A 21,768-nucleotide genomic window follows, 5' to 3' on the forward strand; every position below is an offset into this window, starting at 1 on the left:
ATCAGCATCCCGTGCTCGGCCTCCGATAATCATCGAAGGCACAATGGACCCAACCCCCGGTCGGTGGGGTCCCTTTTGGACGCCGATCACCCCAGAAGCGGGGTCCTTATTGCAAGCCGTTCAACACGCGCGACCTTGCCGTGCAGGTCGTCGTGCATCTCGGCCAGCAGCAGGCGGGCGAAGTCCAGATCGGTCAGGTCAGACAGCAGATCGGGCTGGTCACCGCCGCCGGTCATGCGGCCCTGTCCCCGGCGCCGAAGACCTGATGCAGAAGCGCGGGGATCAGGGCGTCGGCGTCCAAGGCCGAGGCGGCGCGGATGGTGCGGATGCGGCGGGCCTTGGCCTGAAGGCGGTCGAACCGGCGTTGGGTTTCCAGCGGCGGCACGGGGACCTCGATGGCGGGCAGTTTCTTCGAGGACAGCGTCTTGTTGCGGGCAATCGTGCCGGGAGAGTTGCCAACCACGCTGGAAAACCCTTCGGGTGTGCGGAAATAGGCGAGCAGAAAGCCCGGCGTGGCCAATTCCGGATTCGCTTCGCATGTCAGCATCCTGTGATTGCCGACCGTGCCCTCATCATGGGCTTCGGCAACCGCGATGGCTTTTTCCCACGCCATGAGATTGCTGAACACCAGATCGCCTTCCTTGATCCAGAAAAGATCCTGCCAACTGAACTCGGAGCCGGGCATCGTGCGGCGATGGAAAATACCGTTGTAGAAGCTGCGCACGCCGATCTCGGTATAGTCCGTATCCGGTTCGATCTCAACCGGGCGGCGGATCAGGGGGGCGACCTCGGCCATGGGGCGGCGGGGGGCATCCTCGATGCAGCGGGCGAAGGCCTTGGCCAGCATCGCCTGCATGTCGGCCTCCATCGCGGCTGTGGCGCGCTCCCGCGCCGCGACCAGCCCCGCCACCCGATCCAGCCGCGCTACGATGCGTTGCTGTTCGGCGAGAGGTGGGAGGGGGATCTGGACATCAAGGAAGCGTTTCGGCCGGACCGATGCGTATCCCGTGGTTCCGCGAGCGGCGGCACCGAGCTCCGGTTCGAAATAGTTCGCAATCGACAGATAACGGAACCACTCGACAGAAATCTGTGACGGGTCGAGGTCGAACAGAAAAAAATGGCTGGTGCAAAGCGCCCCGTCACCTTCGGACGGGACGACACCGAGCGCCCCTTTCTTAGCCCAGATCTCTGAAACGATCACCTGACCAGCTTTAGCGATCTGATGCCGCGTCATGCGGACTTCTGCACCGTCTGCGGGCTTGTCTGGCACGACTCCGCGACCATAAAGCTTGACCGACAACTTCTTGTAGGGACGTGGCTCTAGCTCGGTGACGTATTCGGAATATTGCGCGGCGACCTCCCCCAGCCGCACCAAGGGCCAGCCCATCACGTGCCCCCCGCGAGTTCCGCGCGAATCTCGTCCATGATCGCCATGATCTCGCGCTCGCGGGCGGTGATGGCCTCGACGATTTCATCCGGCTTGCGGTGATCCTCGGCCTCAAGCGCATGAGGGTTCTTCAAATCGAGATTGCAGGCGATGACCCGGCGGTCGGCGTCGCGCTGGATCAGGCCAGCGGCGGAAACCTTCCAGGCGCGCTCATTTTCCTCGCGATTCTTCCACCATGCGAGGCAGTCCGCGAACTCCTCATAGGCCATGGGCGCGGTCTTGGAATATTTCTTGCGACCCTCGGGCAGCGGCATCTCATAATACCAGATGTCCTTCGTCGGTCCGCTGGTGTCGAAGAAGATCAGGTTTGCCGGGATGTCGGTGTAGGGCGCGAATACGCCTTCGCGCAGGCGAACCACCGTGTGCAGGTTGAACTTTTCCAGCAGGTCGGCCTTGATCCGGGCCGAGATGCCATCGCCGAACAGCGTGCCGTGCGGGACGACGACCGCCGCCCGCCCGCGCCCGGCGCGCTTCAAGCGCCGCATGATCAGTTGCAGGAACAGCAGCGCGGTTTCGGCCGTGCGCCGGTCCTCGGGGAAGTTGTTCAGGATCCCCGCCTCTTCCTCGCCGCCGAAGGGCGGGTTGGTGAGGATGATGTTCACCCGCTCGGCCTCGCCGATCTCGTTCAGGCGAAAGCGCAGCGCGTTTCCGGCGTCGATCCGGGGCGCGTGCAACCCGTGCAGCAGCAGGTTCAGCTGCGCCAGCAGGAAGGGCAGCGATTTGGCCTCGCCGCCGAGAATGCTGGCCTCTTGCAGGATGCGGCGTTTCTCGACGGTGTCGGCCTGCTTTTCTAAGTGCAGGAAGGATTCGGTCAGGAAACCGGCGGTGCCGCAGGCCGGATCGAGGATGGTTTCGCCAAGCTGCGGGTCGGTGACCTCGACCATGAAGCGCACGACCGGGCGCGGGGTGTAGAACTCGCCCGAGTCGCCGGCGGCGTCGCGCATCTCGCGCAAAAGCGTTTCGTAGAGGCGGCCGAGGGTGTGAACCTCCTCGGAGGAATCGAAATGGATGCCGTCGATCAGGTTCACCACGTCGCGCAGCAGATAGCCGCTTTCCATGCGGTTGGTGAAACCCTGAAAGACGGTGGCGATGACGTCGCGGCGTTCGCGCCGGCCATTGTCACCGCGCAAAGCCCGCAGATAGGCAAAAAGGCCGACGCCTTTGGTTCCATCAGGGCGCTCGGCCTTCTCTGCGGTCAGGAAGGACAGCAGCTCCGGGCCGGTGATACCGTCCACCTCGGCTGCCCAGTCGCGCCAGCGATACGGGGCTTCGATGATCGGGCGGTAATCCTTGCCGGCCAGTTCGGCGCGTTCCTCCTCGATCCGCTCCATGTCGTCGAGAAACTTCAGGAACATGATCCAGGTCAGCATCGGCAGGCGATCAAGATCGCCGTTCAGCCCCTTGTCCTTGCGCATGATCTTGCGGGCGGATTTGATGATGCTGTCGAGACGCTGGGCGGTCGTCAGTTGCTTGGGCGCAGCCTTCTTGCGGGCGGGTTTGGCCATTTGGGCATTCCTTCAGGTCAGGCGATATAGAGCAGTCGCTGTAGCTCGGTGACGGCGCTGCGAAGCTCCTTTCCCCCGCCGAAGCGTCTGGCGATTTCTATGACGTTGCCCCATTCATTGAAAGGCGGGACTTCGAGAATATCGGGCAGCTTGAACTGCGCGCTGCCATGTTCGGCGTATTTTTCAAGAACAGCGTCGAGAACCTTGCGGGCATCCGGGCCGAAACGGGCTAGGAAGGCGTCCTGTTCGCGCAGCAGGCGGTCGGCTCGCTCGCGTCTTGTGCGCAGAGGGGTGTTGTAGGCCAGATGACACAGGAGGTCGAAAGGATCGGCCTCGGGCTTGCCCACGGCCTCGGCCAGGGTGTCGAGGTCGATGCCCTTTTCCTCGAGTTGCTCGACGATTTCGGCACGGCGCTCAGGGTCGAGCCAGTCGGAGCGCAGCTCGGAAGCATTGGGATAGAGGGTGCGGACCTTGTCGCCGGTGTAGTCGGTCAGCTGGCGGCAGGCGAGCTTCTTGCCCTCGGCATCGAGTTCATAGACGAGATGACGGACGACAGAGACCTCGCCGCCATCGACATAAAACTTCCGCGGCCCCGGTTCCGGTTCCGGCTCGGGGTCGCCCAGAGGCGGCTCTGGTCCCTCGGGGATGTCGCCCGGCTCGGGCGCCACATCCTCAGCCTCGTGTTCCTCGATGGTTTCGCCGTCTTCGTTGATGACGGATTCGGCCTCGCGGACCGGCTCGCCATCGAAGGCGGGGTCGGCGAACATGCGCGTCGCCGTGCCAGTATAGTCGATGATGTTGAAGGCAAGCTTGCCGTAGTCCGGGCGCAGCCGGGTGCCGCGGCCGATGATCTGCTTGAACTCGGGCATCGAGCCCACGGTGCGCGCCAGAACCACATTCTTGCAGGTAGGCGCATCGACGCCGGTTGTCAGCAGCTGCGATGTGGTCAGGATGACCGGGGTGTCGGTCTCCACATCCTGGAACTTGGAGAGGTGACCCCGGCCGATGTCGCCTTCGTCGGCGGTGACGCGGCAGACATAGTCCGGGTTGTCGCGCACGAGGTCGGCATTCAGTTCCGCCAGCGCCTGACGCATCTCCAGCGCGTGCTCCTGATCCACGCAGAATACGATGGTCTTGGCCATACGGTCGGTCTCGGCCATGAAGTCGGCGAGATGGCGGGCGATGGCGCGGGTCCGGGCGCGCAAGGCGACGACGCGCTCGAAGTCACGGGTCTGGTATTCATTGTCGGGGACTTCTCGGCCGTATCGGTCCAACTCGCCCCGGCTTGGCCGCCAGCCTGCGGCGTCATAGTCCGTGATCACCCGATGCACGCGGTAAGGCGCAAGGAAGCCATCCGCGATCCCCTGCGCCAGGCTGTATTCGTAGAGGGGATCGCCGAAATAGGTGTAGGTATCGACATTCTCCTCGCGCCGGGGCGTCGCGGTCATGCCGATCTGGGTGGCCGGCTCGAACCATTCGAGGATCTCGCGCCAATTGCTGTCGTCGCGCGCGCTGCCGCGGTGGCATTCATCCACGATGATCAGGTCGAAGAAGTCGCGAGGATATTCCCGATACAGTCCGGGCCGGTTCTCGTCGCGCGCAATCGACTGGTAGATCGCGAAATACATGTCGCGGCTCTTAACCGCGATGCCACCGGCGATCTTGTGGCGCGCGTCGCCGAAGGGGCTGAAATCCTTGGCCATCGGATCGTCGACGAGGACATTGCGGTCGGCCAGGAACAGAACTTTTGGTGTGCGGTTCACGCCCTTGCCGTTCCAGCGCGCCGACCACAGCTTCCAGCTGATCTGGAAGGCGACGGCAGTCTTGCCTGCCCCGGTGCAGAGCGTGAGCAGGATCCGTTTCCGCCCCTGCAGCACTGCCTGGACGGCACGATTGACCGCGATTTCCTGATAGTACCGCAACGGCTTCGCGCGATCCGGAAAGCTCGGGGTCAGCAACCGCTCGGCTGTGAGCGGGTCGTTTAGTCCCTCTGCCGCGCGCTGGCGCGCCCACAGCTCATCCGGGCTCGGGAACGCGTCCAGCATACGCTCGATACCGGTCGTGTAGTCGAATTCCACAATCTCGGCGCCATTGGTGGCGTAGGCAAATTTGAGCCCAAGAATCTCGGCATAATCCTTGGCCTGCTGCAAGCCATCTGCGGCATGGCGGTATCTGGCCTTGGCCTCTACCACGGCAATCGGGAAGTCGGGGTTGTAGCGCAGAACATAGTCCGCGCGCTTCTGCTTGCCCCTGCGGGCCCGGCCGCCGACGAAGACGATCCGGCCATCCGTGAACGTCCGCTGCTCATTGATGGCATGCGGCCGGTCGTCCCAGCCTGCTTCCTGCAGCTTCGGGACGACAAGTTTGCGGCAGGTATCGGCCTCGTTCACCGGTGCACCCCGAAACCCACCTATGCCGATTCAGCCACAAGGGGCTGGCCAGTGGTGGCGGAGGCGGCCGGAGAGGCCAACGACCAGACTCTTACGGCGCGGCCGACAAGGTCGATCTGGCGCGAGGCCAGCTGATCCTTCGTCCATTCGTCTGCCGCCAGGATTGGCTTGGTGGTGTCGAACGAGACCTTGTCGTTCTTCCTGGAGAAGACTTCCTTCTTGCGATCGAACGAATAGAACTTTGCCTTGTAATTCTTGATCCCGGCCAGCAGCGCCAAATTGCCAAGGCGATGCAGCCAAAGGCGATGATCGTCATCGGTGAAACGTTCGCGCCAGTAATCATCCTTCAGCGCCTGCGGCAGGACGTGCTCGATGGTGATCTTGCCGCCGAAATCCTTGGTGACCGATTCATCCTGGTCCGCCTCCTCGAGGCGCAGCAGAACCGCCTGAGCGAAAGGCCGACCATAGACCTCCCCGTCAATCAGCGAGCGGAACTCGTCATCGTTCGCGTTGCTGAGGAAAATTGCCCGGATGTCGTCGGCCGACTTGCCGGCCCGGATTGCCGTTATCAGCTGGAAATACACAGTAAGGCGTGCTGTGAACGCAAGGCGCCTGATCCAGTTCTGATAGGTGATCCGCTCGAGCAGGTCGATGAACTCGTCCTCGGTCAAGGCAGGCGCCGGGTTCTCGTTCGCGATCAGCGCAGGCTCCGGCCGGTTGAGAAAGGCAAGCAGCGGCGGAATCCATTCCTCGAATGCCACGCGCTGCAATGACCTGACGGCGCGGCGTGCGGCGGGTGTCTCGAAATCATTTCGCAGGATGCGCAGGTAGTTCCGGGCAGAGGTGTTCAGCTCCCCCAGAAGCGAGAACGGGCTCGCTGCGGCTTCGACCAGCGGCTCGAACTCCTCGTGGAGCGCCTTGCGGGCCTTGGTGGCGACGATGGAACTGCGGTGATGCGCCATGAACTGATCCAGGCGCTCGATCCCGATCTGCTCTTCCAGCTCAAGCCACGCCTCGTCCAGCTCGCCGCTTCGTGTCGAATTGCCGCCGAGGCGGGCGAAAAGCATGTTCTTGATCAGGTCGGCGTTCGACAACGCCATGCCGCGTGCGTTCAACACGTTAAAGAGACGATACGCGGATTGCCAGGATGCCGTGGTCACGAAGACCACATAGACCTTGCTGAGCAGGAAATTGGCAAAGAGCTTCAGCGTCTTCTGGTCGTGCTGACCGATGAAGGCGTCGATGGCTTCGAGGTTTTCGACAATCCGCTGCTTTGGCGCATCCTGATCCTTGACGATCTCCTTGCGGATCGCATCCGGGATGGCCTGGCCGGCAAGAACATGACGCCGGAAGAAGCTCTGGTCGCGTTGGCGCAACGTCAGCCGCGGAGTTTCCTCCTCCCCCGTCAGGGCATTGCGTGGCAAGACACGACGTCCAAGTTCGGATTTTGCGGGTTCATCGACCGCGTCCCGGAGTCGGGAAAAAATGAGGTTCAGCGTGGTCAGTCGCTGCTGACCGTCGACAACGTCGTAGAGGCGGCCCTTTTCGCGCTCGATGGTGATGAGCGACCCAATGAAATACTCTTCATCGTTGGCTTCGTAGGCTTCCCAGATATCGTCGAGCAATTGCTCTACGTTACCCTTCTCCCATGAATATGGGCGTTGGTACGCGGGGATTTCGTAACGAATCTGTTCGGTCAAAATCTGGCTGATCGTGCGCTCGGCCGCTTCCATTGTCGCTCTCTACTATCGGACGGCGGCGACCTTGCCGAGCGCCCCGATATCGAGCTGACATTGCCGCCTTTTACTGCGGCAGACTAAGCCGCGAACTTCACCTGACGCAAGCCGGATGGCGCTATGTCCTTGCAAATGCCAGAGGCTGATCTGCCCACTCTGCCGGGAACGGTTCCATCAGCCGGGCGAGCGTCACCTCCAGCCCCTGCCGCCCATCGAGGATCGCCCCGACAAGGTCGGGTGCAAGCAGCGTCATCCTGAGCAAGCGGGTGAGATAGGAAACTGTGATCCCCTCACGCTCGGCCAGTTCGGAAATCGACGTGAACTCGCCCGACTCCAGCATGCGCTTCCAGCGGAAGGCGCGCGCCAGCGCCTTGACGAGCGTGCCGTCTGTCCGGCGCGGTTGTACGGCACCGTCCGGCATCTGCATCTCCTTACGCCCGCCGCGCTTCACGATAATGAACGGGACATGGAGCGTCACCGTCTCGGGGATCGGAGCCCCTCGGATCATGCGGCCGCTCCCATGTTTCCGGCCAGCATCTCGCGTGCGAGGCCGCCGAGCCCATCCACACGGAGGCGCACGTTGAGCCCGTCCGTGCCGATGTCCACGCGCTCAACCAGCAGCGCCACGATGCGCGCCTGCTCGGCGGGGAATAGTTCGTCCCACAGTGGATCGAGCTGCTGCAGGGCCGCGCGGGCGTCGGATTCGGTGATATCGTCGGCATGGGCGCGCGCTGCCCTACACGTCCCTGCAACGATCTCGGGCTGGCGGAACACGGCGCGCAGTTGGTCGATGACGGCCGCTTCGATCTCGCCTGCGGGCACGCGGCCGACGGGGCACGACCCGGCGCCATGCTTCAGCACGGTCTGGCTGACATAGTAGCGGTAAAGCCTGTCGCCCTTGCGCGTGTGCGTCGGCGAGAACGCCGCGCCATCGGGCCCGAACAGCAGCCCCTTCAGCAGCGCGGGCGTGTCGGCGCGGGTGCGCGCGGCGCGCTTGCGCGGGCTCTCCTGCAGGATGGCGTGAACCTTGTCCCACATCTCGCGCTCGATGATCGCGTCATGCTCACCGGGATAGCTGTCGCCCTTGTGGACCGCCTCGCCAATGTAGGCGCGATTGCTGAGCATCCGATAGATGTACTTCTTGTCGATCCTGTTCCCGCGCGGGGTTTGGATGCCGCGTGCGCCGACTTCTCGCGCCAGTTCCGTGCAGGATCCGATCTCGAGGAACCGGGCGAAGATCCAGCGGACATGCTCGGCGGTGTCCTCGTCGACCAGCAGCTTCCTGTTCTCGACGCGGTAGCCGAAGGGCGGCACACCGCCCATCCACATTCCCTTCTTGCGGCTGGCAGCGACCTTGTCGCGGATGCGCTCGGCGGTGACCTCCCGCTCGAACTGGGCGAACGAGAGCAGGATGTTCAGCGTCAACCGCCCCATCGAGGTTGTCGTATTGAACGACTGCGTCACCGAGACGAACGTCACGCCGTTCCGGTCGAACACCTCGACAAGCTTGGCGAAGTCGGCCAACGAGCGGCTGAGGCGGTCGATCTTGTAGACCACGACCACGTCGACCAGCCCGTCCTCGATATCCTCGAGCAGCCGCTTCAGTCCGGGGCGTTCCAGCGTGCCGCCCGAAATGCCGCCGTCGTCATACTGATCGCGAACCAGCACCCAGCCCTCGGACCGCTGGCTGGCGATGTACGCCTCACAGGCCTCTCGCTGCGCGTGGAGGCTGTTGAACTCCTGTTCCAGCCCTTCCTCGGAGGATTTGCGGGTGTAGACCGCGCAGCGCAGCTTGCAGACGACCTTTGATTTTTCCGGCGCCTTCGTCATGTTCGCCCCCTGTGGTTCTTGAGGCCGAAGAAGACCCAGCCGTTCCAGCGCGTGCCGGTGATGGCGCGGGCGATGGCCGAGAGCGACTTGTAGGGCCGTCCCTGCCACTCGAAGCCGTCGGCGGTGACGGTGACGATCTGCTCGACGCCCTGCCATTCGCGCAGCAGCCGCGTGCCGGTGATCGGGCGGTCGCGGTCGGCGCGGATGCCGCGCTTCTTCCGGTCGCCGCCGTCCAGTTCCTCGCCCAGACGCTCAAGGCGCCGGATCGTCTCCGGCTTCAGCCCGCCATAGGCGAGTTCTTGGATGCGATAGGCCAGCCGGCTTTCGAGGTAGCGGCGATTGAAGGGTGGCGGTTCGCAGTCGAACAGATCGCGCCACTGCTGTTTCAGGTCAGGCGTCGGCGTGGTCTTGAGCGCGGCCAGGCGCGCGGGGATGGGATCGGGCTTGTTCATGCATTTCTCCGGTGCGTTGGAGTTGCATGACGGCATTGGTCGGGCGGATAGTGTAGGCAACTATCTCCAGTTTCGTCAGATACTTCGGCACCATCCCGCATCTGCAACCGAACAAGCCCGAGAGCCAGCAGGCCGCACAGTTCGGCTCGGCGCTCGGCTGTGGTCATCTGGTCGGCAGGCAGGGGATTGGGGCGTTTCATGCGGGCCTCGGAGCAGTCGTCTCCTCTGGCCTCTACTCGTCGATGCCAGAAAGCGTCCCAGCCGATCCCGCGCAGGTTGATGAATCACGCGAAAGAACGTATCAAGAACACTGGTTTTGCAGGAAAGGGGATTCGTCGTGGCCGGCAATTTGAAAAAGTTCGTGAACCCCCGGTTCATCAAGACCATTGATCTCGCCCTGATGAAGCCGCTGCTGGCGCGGCACGAGGGCAAGTACAAGGGCTTCTCCGTCGACCTGCTGGACCAGGAGGAGGATGCCGCCCGCGAGGCGCTGGAGAAACTGCTGACCGGCGCCGAGGACAGCTATCCCGAGGGGCTGCGCGGCGATCTGCACCGCATCGCGGAACTGGGCGATGCCCGCGGCCTCGAGATCATCCAGGCGCAAGCCGCCCGTCAGGGCGTCGATCTGTTCCCCGACATGAAGACCGGCGACGAGGACACGCCGAACAAGGCGCATGATCCCAAGCACATCGCCGTCCGGGTGTTTCTGGAGCATCCCGACCTGTTCGATGCGGCCGCCGACCACATGGCGATGCTCACCGCCGACCGCCTGCATGAATATGCCGGGCGGGAACGTGGCGTTGCGATCGACCTGACGGAGGAGAAGGTCGAGGCATTCCGGACGGCCGTTGCCGCGCTCTTCCGTGACGCCTTTCTCGGGGACTACTGCCGGGTCGGCGACTACGACGACGATGACGAGATCAACCTCGTGGTCAGCCACGGCTCCATGGTTTCGACCATGCCGGTCGTCGAGGGCCAGGTCGAACGGGTCATCAGCGTGCGCCAGATTTCTCACGCCGTGCTGCGATACTCCGAGAACACCGGCATGTTGCGGCTGGCCCGCATCCGGAAGGCGCATCAGCCCGAGATCGCGGAACTCTTCGCCTCGATCATCCTAGACAGGCCCGGCTTCTTCGACGGCGACGATGCGCAGGACCTCTATACCCTGCGCCCGGTCGAACTGGCCGGACCGAGCTTCGCCTTCGATGCCGCCTACGATCCGCTGATCAACAAGGTGCTGATCATCGAGGCGGCGGCCGACCTGATGGCACCCGGCAAGAAGGGGTATCCCCGGGTGGTGCGCACGCTGCGCTCGCGGGACCTCGGCGGTGATGCGCTCCAGCATTTCGGCAGCACACCGGTGTCGTTCGGCGGCGCCTGGCGGCTGGGCGAGCTCGTGTTCCGGATCCTGTTCAAGGGCGACGGCAAGCGCCAACCGCAGGTCACGGTCAAGCTGCGGCCACCGGGTGTCGTGCAGTTCCGCCGCACCCAGCATGAGGCGCGGGTGATGAAACTGATCGAACGGAACGGGCTGATGAATGACCGAGACGATTTTGAGGTTGTTGACGCGGCTGAGTGAGGCTGGCGACGACGCAATCCTGCCCGGCGAGCTTGCCGCGCCGTTCTTCGGTCCGGTATTCGACCGGCTGTTGGCGAAACGTGTCGTCGTCGAACAGGCGCCGCTTGCCGATTGGGACGTCTGCGATGCCTGCGAGTGCGGGCTCCCCTGTCGGCCGATCCGGAAAGCCGGAGATGCATTTCAAGCTGAGTGCCCGCTCAACCGTCGGCAGGACATCGATCTCACCAAGGACGATTTGCGCGTGTTTCGCATCGGCGCTGACGCGCTGGCATCCGTGGTCGGCGCGGCTGCGGGATTTGGCGCGGCCCCGAAGCTGGCGGCAGAGAAGATCTGGCGGCTCGGCGATACGCCATCGGGGCGCGCAGTGTTTCTTGCGCTGGAGCCTGCAGCCCTGACCGGCGACGGCATTGCCCCATCGTTGCGCCAAGCGGCGCAGGGCCCGGACGTCACGATCCTCGCGCCGCAGTTGCCAGCGGAGATTGCCCGGCGACACGAGGATGCGGGCTTTCATCTCGTCGAAATCCTCGAGGTGCTGACGCCCGCCACAAATGGCCTCGGCGGCACAATCGACATCGCGGCTCTGGCACCGATCCCGCTGGCGCCCGTGCTTCGTGTTCGGAGGGCGGCGGCCGAGGTTCATTGGGTAGGTCGTTCCGTCATCCTGTCGCGTCAGATTTTCCCCGTGTTCGAACGCCTGCTCGAGAAGGCGCTGTCGCGCGATCAGGTCGCCTCCGGGTCTCATGTCGAAGGCACCACGGCGCGCGAAGCCAAGGATCTGATCCGGGAGCTGCGGGATGCCTTCAAGGCTGCCGGGTTCACCGATGGCGAGAGCAAGGCCCTGATCGAAACGGTGCGCAACCGGGGCTACCGGCTCGGCGTCCATGCATCAGACATCGTGGTCGACGGTTGAAAAGGTAACCAGCAGCGTCTCGCGCGCTTCCTTCCTTGGGTCCGCTTTCGTCAGCTGGAGCCGGGTCGGTCCAGCTCGCATTTAGCCGATCATTGCCATTCGCTCCCGCAATGCCTCCGCCAGCTCCGCTGCTCCGTCGATCTCGGCGATGACCGGCTCGAGGTCCAGACCGTGATACTGGCCGTATTCCTCACGCACGGCATCAACCACCGAGAGTTTCCACGAGGTAGGATCGATCATGATGGCGCCAGCGTCGAAGAGCCTGTGCAAGTCGGCGCGAAGAGGAATGCCATTCCATCCTTCATCGCCGCCGCCGCTGGACACAGGCAGAACGTGTGCGGCTTCCAACGCCATCAGCGTCTCGCATCCTGTCACAACACAGCGCGCGCCGAACATCTCAAAGACGGCGCGGCGAAACCGAGCTTGGCCCGGGCGCTCCCAAACTTCGGCGAGGCGGCGCTGTCGCTCAGTCGCAGTTTCCGCCTCGTCCTCGGGGCTGTCGATCAACTGGAACCCCAACTTCTCGAAGTATTTCCTGAAAACATTCGTGATGGGATTAGCGGTCATAGGGTTGCCGGCAATCTCGTTTGCCAGACGTCCCAGCGGTTTTACCGGGTAGGCCGCGCCTTCGTGCATCAGAAAACCCGTGCTCGACCGGCGCTTCTGTCCGTTTGGCTTGGGATAGCTTTCATAGAGCCATTCCTGCCCGTTGGTTTTTGCCAAGCGGATCGCTTCCATGGCGTGCTTCCGGTCAAAAATTAGGTCTGCCATCGTCGGGCACGCCTCCGTCGCTATAAATGTTCATGGAACTTATCCCGGCACTCTCAAGTCGCGCAATCATCAGCTTCACGCGGTCGAAGTACAGTATTCACCGCGGTGATCCGCCATCGACAGCAGATATAATGAGCGCGTTATCCATGCGTGGTTTGGCGCTTTATGGTTTTTAGTGGCCGCTATGCGGTCCGCGCCGGCCCTTCTATTCTAACCCGGCGACCGGAAATGGCGCGACCCACCAAACCCCCACCTTATTCCCACCCCGTTCCCACCTGCGCGCCGACCGCATCCGGCACCTTGGGCTCATCAGAAACGATGACCGAGGCGCACGGCGATGCAGATCGAACTCACCACCGACGACATTGAAACCATCATCCGCGAAGCCGATGCGGCGGCGCAACGGCTACGGCGCAAGCTGAGCATGCCGGTCTGCGAGCGCGAGGATCTGGGTCAGGACCTCCTGGTCGATCTGCTGCGCCGCTTGCCCGCCTACGATCCCTCGCGCGGCAGCATCGGCGCCTTCGCCAACATCGTCCTGCGCAACCAGTCCTCGCGGATCGCGATGCGCCATCACCGCAAGCGCCGCGCGCAGGGTGGGTCTCTGCTCTCGCTCGAGGTTCCACTGGCCGGTACCCGCGAGCCGGTCGGCGACACGCTGACCGAGGACGACGGCCTTGCCGCCTGGCACGGCCAGACCTGCTGCGCCGCCGCTGTCACCGAACTTCAACACGCCCTGCAGGCCGCCCTCGCGCGGCTGCCGGCCGAGGATCGCCGGTTCTGCGCGGCGCTGGCGCATCGCCCCATCGCCGCGCTCGCGGCCGAGGGTTTCGGGAGCCGGTCCGCGCTCTACCGCCGCCTCGCCGATCTCCGTCACGTCCTCACCGCCCACGGTCTCGGTCCCGCGTGGGACGATCTCGCGGCGGCCTGAGTAGAGGCGAAAGGAGGAGATCATGTTCATGGGCACCACCCCCTTCATCACGGTCCGCGCCCGCCGACCGCTCACCGAGATCGAGTTCTGCGCCTGGGTGGCGCAGGCCGTGCCGGGTGACCGGCTGGAATACCATCGCGGCTTTCTGACGCTCGATCGTTGTCAGGGATTGTCCCGCTTCACGACCGAAGAACGCACAAGGCTGACCTGGCTAGGCGCCCGCGCGTTCTGGGCCGCCGAACAGGGCCTCGTGCACCTGGTGCAAGAGCGCTTGGGTCCCGACCAGTTCGCCTACATCGCCGCCGCCCGCCCCAAGCCGAAGGCCGCAGCCGTGTCGCTGTCCGCGCTCCTGCTCGCCGAGCAGGGGCAGCCCGACCACGCCACCGGTTCGAGTGGTCGGGCTGCCGCGTGATGACCGCCTTCCAATCCCTCTTTGCCGATCATGGAGACCCTTACATGCCGTTCCCCGCGAAAACCCCCACCGTCGACGACCTGCCGGGCCTCGGCTTGCAGGACATCGCCCAGCTGCCCGTCGAGTTGCTGGCCATCCTGCAACGCGACGTCGACGAGCGCATCAAGCGTGACAAGGCCGCGAAGGCCCGCCTCGATGGCGCACTGACGGTCCGCTACGCCACCCGCGCCACCGAGGAGCGGCAGGCCGCAGGCAAGGACACCGGCACGATCCGGTTCGATGAAGGCGACTTCACCGTGGTCGCCGACCTGCCGAAACGGGTCGACTGGGATCAGGATCGCCTCGCCGCCATGGTCGAGCGCATCCGCGCCGCCGGCGACGATCCCGCGCAGTATGTCGACATCGCGTTCAAGGTGCCCGAGCGCAAATACGCCGCCTGGCCCGATGCCATCCGTGCCGGTTTCGAGCCCGCGCGCACTGTCCGGCCCGGGACGCTGAAGATCGAGATCGTCCCGCAGGGAGGCGATCAATGAGCCTGCGCATCATCTCCGCTGACGACCGGCTGCGCGAGGCGCAGGGCAAGACCACCATGGCGCTGTTCGGGCCGAGCGGCGCAGGCAAGACCACGCTGCTGAAAACCCTGCCACCCGCCGAGACGCTCTGCATCGATCTGGAGGCGGGTCTCAAGTCCGTCCAGGACTGGTCGGGCGACAGCATCCCGATCCGCCGCTTTGCCGATGCGGTCGACATCGCCTGCCTGATCGGCGGCGCGAACCCGGCCGCCCAACCCGAGGAGCATTTCTCGGAGGCCCACCACGCGCATTTGCGCGCGCAGCATCCCGAGCTGGCCGAGAAGATCGATACCAAGCGCATCATCTTTGTCGACAGCATCACCGACCTGACGCGTCAGGCCATGGCATGGGCCAAGACCCGGCCCGAGGCGCTGTCGGAACGCACCGGCAAACCCGACACGCGCGGCGCCTACGGCCTGCTGGCGCGCGAGGTCATCGGTCTCCTCAAGCATCTTCAGCATGCGCCCGGCCGCACCGTCGTCTTCGTCGGCATCCTCGAGAAGGTCGTCGACGACATGAACCGGGTGACCTGGCAGCCGCAGATGGACGGCGGAAAGGTCGCCCGCGAGCTCCCCGGCATCGTCGATCAGGTGCTGACCATGAGCCTCTTCTCGCAGGATCCCGGCGCGGGCCCCGATGCGCCCCCGAGCTGGCGTCACGATCCCGACAAGGGCAACGCGCGCCGCCTCGTCTGCCAATCCGGCAATCCGTTCGGCCTGCCGGCCAAGGACCGCTCTGGCCGTCTCGACATGACCGAGCCGCCCGATCTCGGCGCGCTCCTCACCAAGATCAACCAACCCCGGAAAGGATGACGACATGACCTTCGACATGAACGACGTGGAGCCGCAGCAGTCGGGCGACCTGATCCCGGACGGCACCTTCGCCAAGCTGGTGATGACGCTGCGCAAGGGCGGCACCGACGGATCGAGCGACGCGGATCGCGGGCTGCTCAAGGCCTCGAACCAGCCCGGCAGCGATGTGCTAATGCTCGACGCCGAGTTCACCGTCGTCGAGGGCCCGCATGCCCGGCGCAAGTTCTGGCAGAACTTTACCGTGCAGGGCGGCAAGCTCGACGAGCTGGGCCAGTCGATCGGCTGGAAGATCTCGAAATCGACCTTCCGCGCGATGATCGACAGCGCGCTGGGTCTGAACCCCGAGGACATGAGCGACGCCGCTAAGGCCAAGCGGGTGCTGCGCGGGCTCGCCGATCTCGACGGGATCAGCTTCGTGGCCAAGATCCAGATCGAGCCGAGCCGCAACCCCGCCTACAAGGACGCCAACAAGCTCGACCATGTCGTGCTGGCCACCGCGCCCGAATGGCAGAAGGTGATGGCGGGCGAGCCCGTGCCCTCCCAGCCCTCGAACAAGCCCCGGCCCGCCGCCGCAGCCGCGCAGCCCGCGACCCCGGCCTGGGGCCAGCCGCAGGCGGCCTCCGCGCCGGCGGCGCCTGCCTGGGGTGCGCCGTCGGCTCCCACCCAACCCGCCAACCAGACGCCGCCCACCGCCAAACCCGGCAACGGCCCGGCCTGGCTGAACCCGTGAGCCCGGACGAATGGCAGGCGCATGTCACCACGGAGGCGGCACTGGCGATGGGACGCTGGCTCGAGGCGCGCGGGCGTCTCGACCGCCCCATCGCCAGCCTGACTCGGCGCGATCTGGAATGCATGGCTTCGAACGCCATCAGCCGGTTCATCGTGCTGTCCTCCGAGCGCCGGACCGCCGCCCCGGACAAGGAGGAGCGCGACGCGCTGGACCTGCTGCTCATGGGGTGAGCGGCGTCTCGGAAAGGCTCCGGGGGAGCGTTTCAGCCGCGAACGGGCGGAGCCCTCCTTCGCGCGCCAATCTCGCCCGGCGCGTGCCCTGCGCTCACTGCGGTCGCGAGGCCCGGGGCTTCGGCTACTGCCACGGCCTGCGCTGGGACCGTCACCCTCATTACCGCTTCTGCTCGATGGCTTGCCTGATGGCGGGCTCGGCCAACGCCAAAAGGAACCACGGCATGATCGACAAGACCGACATGGAGACGCGCGCCATCGTGGAGGCCCGAAGGATGCTCGCCGAGGCGCTGACGGAGATGGGCCTGATGGAGCCCTTCTTCGACCGCCCGGCCGCGGACATCGACCGCGTGATCGAGGCCTGCGTCGAAGGCTTTCAGGCCTCGATGCAGCGCCAGTCCGACAACGGCGATGTGCCGTTCTGAGGGGGTGCGGATGCTGGTCGATTTCAATCACGGATCCGGCTTTGTCTATGGCCGCGACGCCTCTGAAGCCCAACCGCTCGGCGCGAGGATCAACCGCCGCATCGACGCTGCGCTGGAGGCCGAACGCGAGGGCCAGCGCCCGCGCGACTATCTCGGCGCCAGCCGCATCGGCGAACCCTGCGCGCGGCGGCTGGTCTACGAGGTCACCCACACGCCGCCCGATCCCGGCAAGGATTTCGAGGGGCGCGTTCTTCGCATCTTCGCGGCAGGGCATGTCTTCGAGGATCTGGCGATCCGCTGGCTCCGGCAGGCCGGGTTCGATCTGCGCACGCAGACGCAAGCTGGCGGCCAGTTCGGTTTCGAGACGGCGGGCGGGCGCATTCGCGGCCATGTGGACGGCGTGATCGTCGATGGCCCGGAGATCGGCCTCGAATGGCCCGTTCTCTGGGAACACAAGGCGCTGAAAGCCTCGTCCTGGTCGGACACGGCGAAGAAAGGCGTGCAGCTCTCGAAGCCCGTCTACTTCGGTCAGATGCAGATCTACATGGCCTACATGGGGCTCGGGTCCGCGCTTTTCACCGCGCTGAACAAGGACACCTGCGAGCTCTACCACGAGCATGTGTCGTTCGATCCGGCCGCGGCGCAGGCGCTGTCGGACAAGGCGGTCGACGTGCTGCGCGCCGCGGACGCGGGCGATCTTCTGCCCCGCATCGCGACGAGCCCGGACTTCTTCCTCTGCCGGTTCTGCCCGTTCGCAACCCGATGCTGGGAGGACCGCGCATGACCGTCACCCTTTCTGATACCCAGGGCCGCGCCATCGCCGCCATCCGCGACTGGTACGAGACTCGGCGGCACGACCAGCAGATCTTCCGCCTCTTCGGCTATGCCGGGACCGGCAAGACCACGATCACCGCCATGGCGATCGAGGCGCTGGGGCTTGAGCCGATGACCCCGGGCGGGCTTGGCGGCGTGCTCTTCGCCGCCTTCACCGGCAAGGCGGCGCTCGTCATGACGCGCAAGGGCACGTCCGCGCAGACGATCCACAGCCTGATCTACAGGGTTTCCGAAGCGACGCCGGAGGAGATCGCGCGCGCGACCGAGGATCTGGCGGCGCTGCGGCGCGACCTGCCGCGCATGGGTCCGGCCGAGCGCGGTTTCGCGATGACGCGCATCGCCCAGCTCGAGCTGCGCCTCGAGGACATCCACCAGCCGAAGTTCCTGATCAACGAGCAGTCGATCCTGCGCGACGCGGACCTCCTGGTGCTCGACGAGGTGTCGATGGTGGGCAAGGAGATGGCCCACGATCTCATGGCCTTTGGCAAGCCGATCCTCGTGCTGGGCGACCCGGGGCAGCTGCCGCCCGTGAAAGACACGGGCTATTTCACCGAGACCGCCCCGGACGTGATGCTGACCGAGGTGCACCGCCAGGTAGGCGACAGCGCCATCCTGCGGCTCGCGACGCTGGCCCGCGAGGGACTGCCGATCCCACCCGGCGCGCATGATGACCATGTCTGGAAGATGTCCCGCCACGAGGTCGGTCCCGCGCAGATGCTCCAGGGTGGCCAGGTGATCTGCGGCACCAACGCGACGCGCCGCTGGCTGAACACCGCCATGAAGCGCGCGGCGGGGTTCGGCGCCGATTATCCGACAGGCGGCGGCGAGAAGATCATCTGTCTCAAGAACCGCCACGAACTCGGGCTGATCAACGGCATGTTCCTGACCCTCACCGAGGTGCGGCAGGATCCGGACGACGCCTTCGCCTTCAGCGCCATGGTCGAGACCGAGGACGGGGTGAGCCTCGGCGGGCGACAGAGTTTCTGGCGCGGCGAATACGCCGATCATGTCGCCTACGATCCCGAACGCGGGCGGCGAGAATGGCAGATCCGGCGCGGGCTGATCGAGTCCAGCTGGGGCTACGCCATCACCTGCCACAAGTCGCAGGGCTCGCAATGGGAGAACGTCGTCGTGTTCGACGACGGCTTCGGGCGCAGCGCCGCCGACCGCAACCGCTGGCTCTACACCGCGATCACGCGGGCCGAGAAAGGTCTGGTGATCCTTGCTTGACCTCAACGATGCCAAACCGCTCGGCGGTGAGCCTCTGCGCTACGATCTCGACCTGGTGGTGGCGCGCCTTCGCGAGACTGCGGAAGTCTGGGTGCCACGCCTGTTTCCGCGCGGGCGCAGGTCGGGCGACGAATGGCGGCTCGCCAACATCCGGGGCGACGCGCCGCGCAACACCGGCTCCTGTGTCATCACCCTGCGCGGCGCGCATGCCGGCGACTGGATCGACTTCGACGGCAATCAGGGCGGCGGCCCTATCAGCGCCATCGAGGAAGCGACCGGGCTCGACGGCCGGGCGCTGATCGTCGAGGCAGCAGAACTCGCGGGCATCGCGCCAGGCGCACCGGAACGTCGCGCGCCGCCGACGCCACCCCCATCGAAGCGCGATCCCGCGCTCGAGATCGCGCACATCCTGACGGGTGCGGAGACGATCACGGGCTCTCCGGTCGCGCAGTATCTGACGGGGCGCGGCCTGACCGTGCCCCCGGCCGCCGATCTGCTGTTTCACCCTGACCTGACCCATTGGGAGACGAAGACCGGCTATCCGGCCATGCTTGGACAGGTCCGCGACCGCGATGGCGCGGTCATCGGTCTGCACCGCAGCTACCTCGCTATCGAGGACGAGGCAGTCACAAAGGCGCCGCTCGACAAGGCGAAGAAGATGCTGGGCCGAGTCGCTGGTGGCGCGGTGCGTCTCGCCGATCTCGGCGACGGCGATCGGCTGGCGCTTTCCGAAGGGATCGAGACCGGCCTCGCGGTGATGACCGCATGCCCCGATCTGCCGGTCTGGGCGACGTTGTCGACATCGGGCCTCGAACAGGTCGCTCTGCCGCCTGGCGTCCGGCGCGTGCTGATCCTGGCCGACAACGACACCTCCGGGGCCGGTCTGCGGGCCGCCGAGGCCGCCGCCCGGCGCCTGCGCGCGCAAGGGCGCGACGTGGCCGTCGTCCTGCCGCCCGAGGAAGGCGAGGATTTCAACGACCTGCTGCTGCGCGAAGGGCCCGAGGCTGTCGCCGCCCTGATCGCAGATGCGGAGGCCATCACCGAGGCCGAACCCACACTGCTGATCGGGCAGCACCGGCCGGTCAACTATCAGGGCAGCGGCGAGGCCATCCCCACCTTGCGCGCCGACGAGGGCGATCTGGCCCGCTCGGTCGAGCGGGTCTGGAGCCTGCTGATGGCCTCGAACCGTACGCCATGGGTGTTCCGCTTCGCCGGACAGCCGACATGGGTGGTGCCCGATGATGAGGGCCGTCCGGTCGCCACCGCGATCACCGAGGAACGGCTGCGTCACATGCTGGCGCGGCTGGCGCACTGGAAGAAGCTGAATGGCAAGGGCGAGCTGGTCGCGGCCCCGCCGCCGATCGCCGTGGTCAAATCCGTGCTGGCCACGCCCGATCCGGCACTGCCCGTGCTGGTGGGCATCGTCAACACGCCAGTCTTCGGTCGCGGCGGCACGCTGCTGACCACGCCGGGCTATCACCCCGATGCCCGGCTCCTCTATGCCCCGACGCCCGGGTTCGCGGTGCCGAGCATCCCCACCAGACCGACAGCCACCGAGATCGCCGCTGCTCGCGATCTCTTGTGCGAGGATCTGCTCGGCGACTTCCCCTTCGTCGGTCCCGCCGAAATGGCGCATGTGATCGCGCTGCTGCTGCTCGGCTTCCTGCGCGGGATGATCGACGGGCCGACGCCGCTGCACCTGATCGAGAAGCCCAGCCCCGGCTCCGGCGCCACGCTGATGGTCGATGCCGTCGCCACCATCCTCACCGGCTCGGGCGCGAGCGTCATGACCGAAGGGCGCGACGACGACGAATGGCGCAAGCGCGTCACCGCGAAGCTGCGCCAGATCCCCGCCATCGTGCTGATCGACAACCTGCGCGCCAAGCTCGACAGCTCCGCCGTCGCGGCCGCGCTGACGGCGCCGTTCTGGGAGGACCGGATCCTCGGCGCATCGGAAATGGCGCGGCTGCCGATCCGCTGCCTCTGGATCGCCACCGGCAACAACCCCGAGTTCTCCAACGAGATGGCGCGGCGCCTCCTGCGCATCCGGCTCGATCCTCACGAGGAGCGCCCCTGGCAGCGCACCGGCTTCCGCCATCCCGATCTGATGACATGGGTACGCGCGAACCGCCCCCGGCTGGTCGCCGCCTGTCTCACGCTCTGCCAGGCATGGATCGCCGCCGGAAAGCCGCGCGGGGCGCGCACCATCGGTTCCTTCGAAAATTGGGCGCATGTCGTCGGCGGGGTGCTCGAGGTTGCGGACATTCCCGGCTTCCTCGGCAATCTCGACGAGATGATGGAGGCGTCCGACTGCGAAGGCGCGGGCTGGAGCGCCTTCATCGCCGCCTGGTGGGATCGTTTCGGGACCGCCGAGGTGGGCGCGGCCGACCTCTTCGACGTGGCCCTGTTCTGCGATCCTGCGCCCCCGATCACCGGCCACACGGACCGCGCGCAGAAGACCAGCTTCGGGATCGCCATCAAGAAGATGCGGGACCGCGTGTTCAAGGTGGGCGATCTGACCCTCAGGCTGGTGCAGGCGGGCACGTTTCGGCGGGCGGTCAAATGGCAGCTGAAGGTCTCCGAGCAGCCATCGCGTCCGCAATCCGGCGCACGAGGGTCTGATGCGTGTGAACCTCGGGGCGCGAGTGTGAACCTCCAAGACCGAGGTTCACACGATCAAGCCGTTGATCAGAATGGCAAATGTGAACCTTGTGAACCTTGTGAACCTCTCCCAACCCTTACGCACGCGCGCGCGCACGCACATGCGAAGGATGATGCCGGAAAAGGTTCACAAGGTTCGCGAGGTTCACAAAACCCCGTGAATTCAGAGCCTTGTCGGTGTGAACCTCCGTGTGAACCTCCCGCGGCAGGTTCCCGAGGTTCACCCGTCCCCGATTGGCTGCGGGAGCTCGATCCATGAGCCCCGCATGTCCCGCCCGTCACCCCATCGAGCAGCAAACCGGAAAGGAGCC

Annotated in this window: 21 protein-coding genes; 12 read left to right on the plus strand and 9 right to left on the minus strand. The window is 65.4% G+C overall.

The genetic code is table 11. The annotated features are described in order from the left end of the window. Window positions 1-86 precede the first annotated feature (86 nt). From GL279_RS15805 to GL279_RS15840, 8 genes are all read right to left on the minus strand, one after another. Window positions 87-236 (minus strand): hypothetical protein, encoded by a 150-nt coding sequence (locus GL279_RS15805; protein WP_155065583.1) that lies wholly within the window; start codon window positions 234-236, stop codon window positions 87-89. Then, a complete protein-coding gene (locus tag GL279_RS15810; RefSeq protein ID WP_155065584.1) occupies window positions 233-1,387 on the minus strand; it encodes a restriction endonuclease subunit S in 1,155 nt (384 codons plus the stop codon). The genes GL279_RS15805 and GL279_RS15810 overlap by 4 nt, the downstream gene beginning before the upstream one ends. Then, entirely contained in the window at window positions 1,387-2,952 is a 1,566-nt protein-coding gene (locus tag GL279_RS15815; protein WP_211371339.1) for a class I SAM-dependent DNA methyltransferase, read from the minus strand. The genes GL279_RS15810 and GL279_RS15815 overlap by 1 nt, the downstream gene beginning before the upstream one ends. Before the next feature lie 17 nt (window positions 2,953-2,969). Continuing rightward, entirely contained in the window at window positions 2,970-5,342 is a 2,373-nt protein-coding gene (gene hsdR / locus GL279_RS15820; RefSeq protein ID WP_211371340.1) for an EcoAI/FtnUII family type I restriction enzme subunit R, read from the minus strand. A 20-nt stretch (window positions 5,343-5,362) separates the two neighbouring features. After that, on the minus strand, window positions 5,363-7,075 hold the full coding sequence (locus tag GL279_RS15825) for a DUF262 domain-containing protein (RefSeq protein WP_155065585.1): 1,713 nt from the start codon (window positions 7,073-7,075) through the stop codon (window positions 5,363-5,365). Between the two features lie 121 nt (window positions 7,076-7,196). Continuing rightward, the gene (locus tag GL279_RS15830; RefSeq protein ID WP_155065586.1) at window positions 7,197-7,586 is read right to left on the minus strand and encodes a hypothetical protein; all 390 of its coding nucleotides are present in this window, start codon (window positions 7,584-7,586) and stop codon (window positions 7,197-7,199) included. Continuing rightward, window positions 7,583-8,908, minus strand: a complete 1,326-nt coding sequence (locus GL279_RS15835; RefSeq protein ID WP_155065587.1) for a recombinase family protein — start codon at window positions 8,906-8,908, stop codon at window positions 7,583-7,585. The genes GL279_RS15830 and GL279_RS15835 overlap by 4 nt, the downstream gene beginning before the upstream one ends. Then, window positions 8,905-9,360, minus strand: a complete 456-nt coding sequence (locus tag GL279_RS15840) for a DUF2924 domain-containing protein (protein WP_155065588.1) — start codon at window positions 9,358-9,360, stop codon at window positions 8,905-8,907. The genes GL279_RS15835 and GL279_RS15840 overlap by 4 nt, the downstream gene beginning before the upstream one ends. Before the next feature lie 337 nt (window positions 9,361-9,697). Here GL279_RS15840 and GL279_RS15850 point away from each other — a divergent pair, with 337 nt between their 5' ends. Both GL279_RS15850 and GL279_RS15855 read left to right on the plus strand, forming a co-directional pair. Continuing rightward, window positions 9,698-10,939, plus strand: coding sequence for a hypothetical protein (locus tag GL279_RS15850; RefSeq protein ID WP_155065590.1), 1,242 nt, complete (start codon window positions 9,698-9,700; stop codon window positions 10,937-10,939). Next, window positions 10,899-11,849 carry a helix-turn-helix domain-containing protein gene (locus GL279_RS15855; protein WP_155065591.1) on the plus strand — a complete coding sequence of 317 codons (951 nt, stop codon included), beginning with the start codon at window positions 10,899-10,901 and terminating at the stop codon, window positions 11,847-11,849. The genes GL279_RS15850 and GL279_RS15855 overlap by 41 nt, the downstream gene beginning before the upstream one ends. An 81-nt stretch (window positions 11,850-11,930) precedes the next feature. Here GL279_RS15855 and GL279_RS15860 read toward each other — a convergent pair whose 3' ends face one another. Beyond that, complete coding sequence (locus tag GL279_RS15860; protein WP_170294005.1) at window positions 11,931-12,587, minus strand: HNH endonuclease; 657 nt, start codon at window positions 12,585-12,587, stop codon at window positions 11,931-11,933. A 370-nt stretch (window positions 12,588-12,957) separates the two neighbouring features. Here GL279_RS15860 and GL279_RS15865 point away from each other — a divergent pair, with 370 nt between their 5' ends. The 10 genes from GL279_RS15865 (at window position 12,958) to GL279_RS15910 (ending at window position 21,716) form a co-directional block, all read left to right on the plus strand. Further along, entirely contained in the window at window positions 12,958-13,551 is a 594-nt protein-coding gene (locus GL279_RS15865; RefSeq protein WP_155065593.1) for a sigma factor, read from the plus strand. A 22-nt stretch (window positions 13,552-13,573) separates the two neighbouring features. Continuing rightward, entirely contained in the window at window positions 13,574-13,963 is a 390-nt protein-coding gene (locus tag GL279_RS15870) for a hypothetical protein (RefSeq protein WP_211371341.1), read from the plus strand. A 44-nt stretch (window positions 13,964-14,007) separates the two neighbouring features. Then, window positions 14,008-14,496, plus strand: a complete 489-nt coding sequence (locus tag GL279_RS15875; protein ID WP_155065594.1) for a hypothetical protein — start codon at window positions 14,008-14,010, stop codon at window positions 14,494-14,496. Continuing rightward, window positions 14,493-15,347, plus strand: a complete 855-nt coding sequence (locus GL279_RS15880) for an ATP-binding protein (protein ID WP_155065595.1) — start codon at window positions 14,493-14,495, stop codon at window positions 15,345-15,347. Before GL279_RS15875 ends, GL279_RS15880 begins: the two co-directional genes overlap by 4 nt. A gap of 4 nt (window positions 15,348-15,351) precedes the next feature. Continuing rightward, window positions 15,352-16,077, plus strand: coding sequence for a hypothetical protein (locus tag GL279_RS15885; RefSeq protein ID WP_155065596.1), 726 nt, complete (start codon window positions 15,352-15,354; stop codon window positions 16,075-16,077). Continuing rightward, entirely contained in the window at window positions 16,074-16,307 is a 234-nt protein-coding gene (locus GL279_RS15890; protein WP_234184573.1) for a hypothetical protein, read from the plus strand. The genes GL279_RS15885 and GL279_RS15890 overlap by 4 nt, the downstream gene beginning before the upstream one ends. A 224-nt stretch (window positions 16,308-16,531) precedes the next feature. Beyond that, a complete protein-coding gene (locus GL279_RS15895; RefSeq protein ID WP_246175350.1) occupies window positions 16,532-16,732 on the plus strand; it encodes a DUF6511 domain-containing protein in 201 nt (66 codons plus the stop codon). A gap of 10 nt (window positions 16,733-16,742) precedes the next feature. Then, entirely contained in the window at window positions 16,743-17,516 is a 774-nt protein-coding gene (locus tag GL279_RS15900; RefSeq protein WP_155065597.1) for a hypothetical protein, read from the plus strand. Continuing rightward, on the plus strand, window positions 17,513-18,796 hold the full coding sequence (locus GL279_RS15905) for an ATP-dependent DNA helicase (RefSeq protein ID WP_155065598.1): 1,284 nt from the start codon (window positions 17,513-17,515) through the stop codon (window positions 18,794-18,796). The genes GL279_RS15900 and GL279_RS15905 overlap by 4 nt, the downstream gene beginning before the upstream one ends. Beyond that, window positions 18,789-21,716 (plus strand): DUF7146 domain-containing protein, encoded by a 2,928-nt coding sequence (locus GL279_RS15910; protein ID WP_155065599.1) that lies wholly within the window; start codon window positions 18,789-18,791, stop codon window positions 21,714-21,716. Before GL279_RS15905 ends, GL279_RS15910 begins: the two co-directional genes overlap by 8 nt. The last annotated feature ends 52 nt before the right edge of the window (window positions 21,717-21,768 follow it).

This window comes from Paracoccus limosus, assembly GCF_009711185.1.
Lineage (GTDB): Bacteria > Pseudomonadota > Alphaproteobacteria > Rhodobacterales > Rhodobacteraceae > Paracoccus > Paracoccus limosus.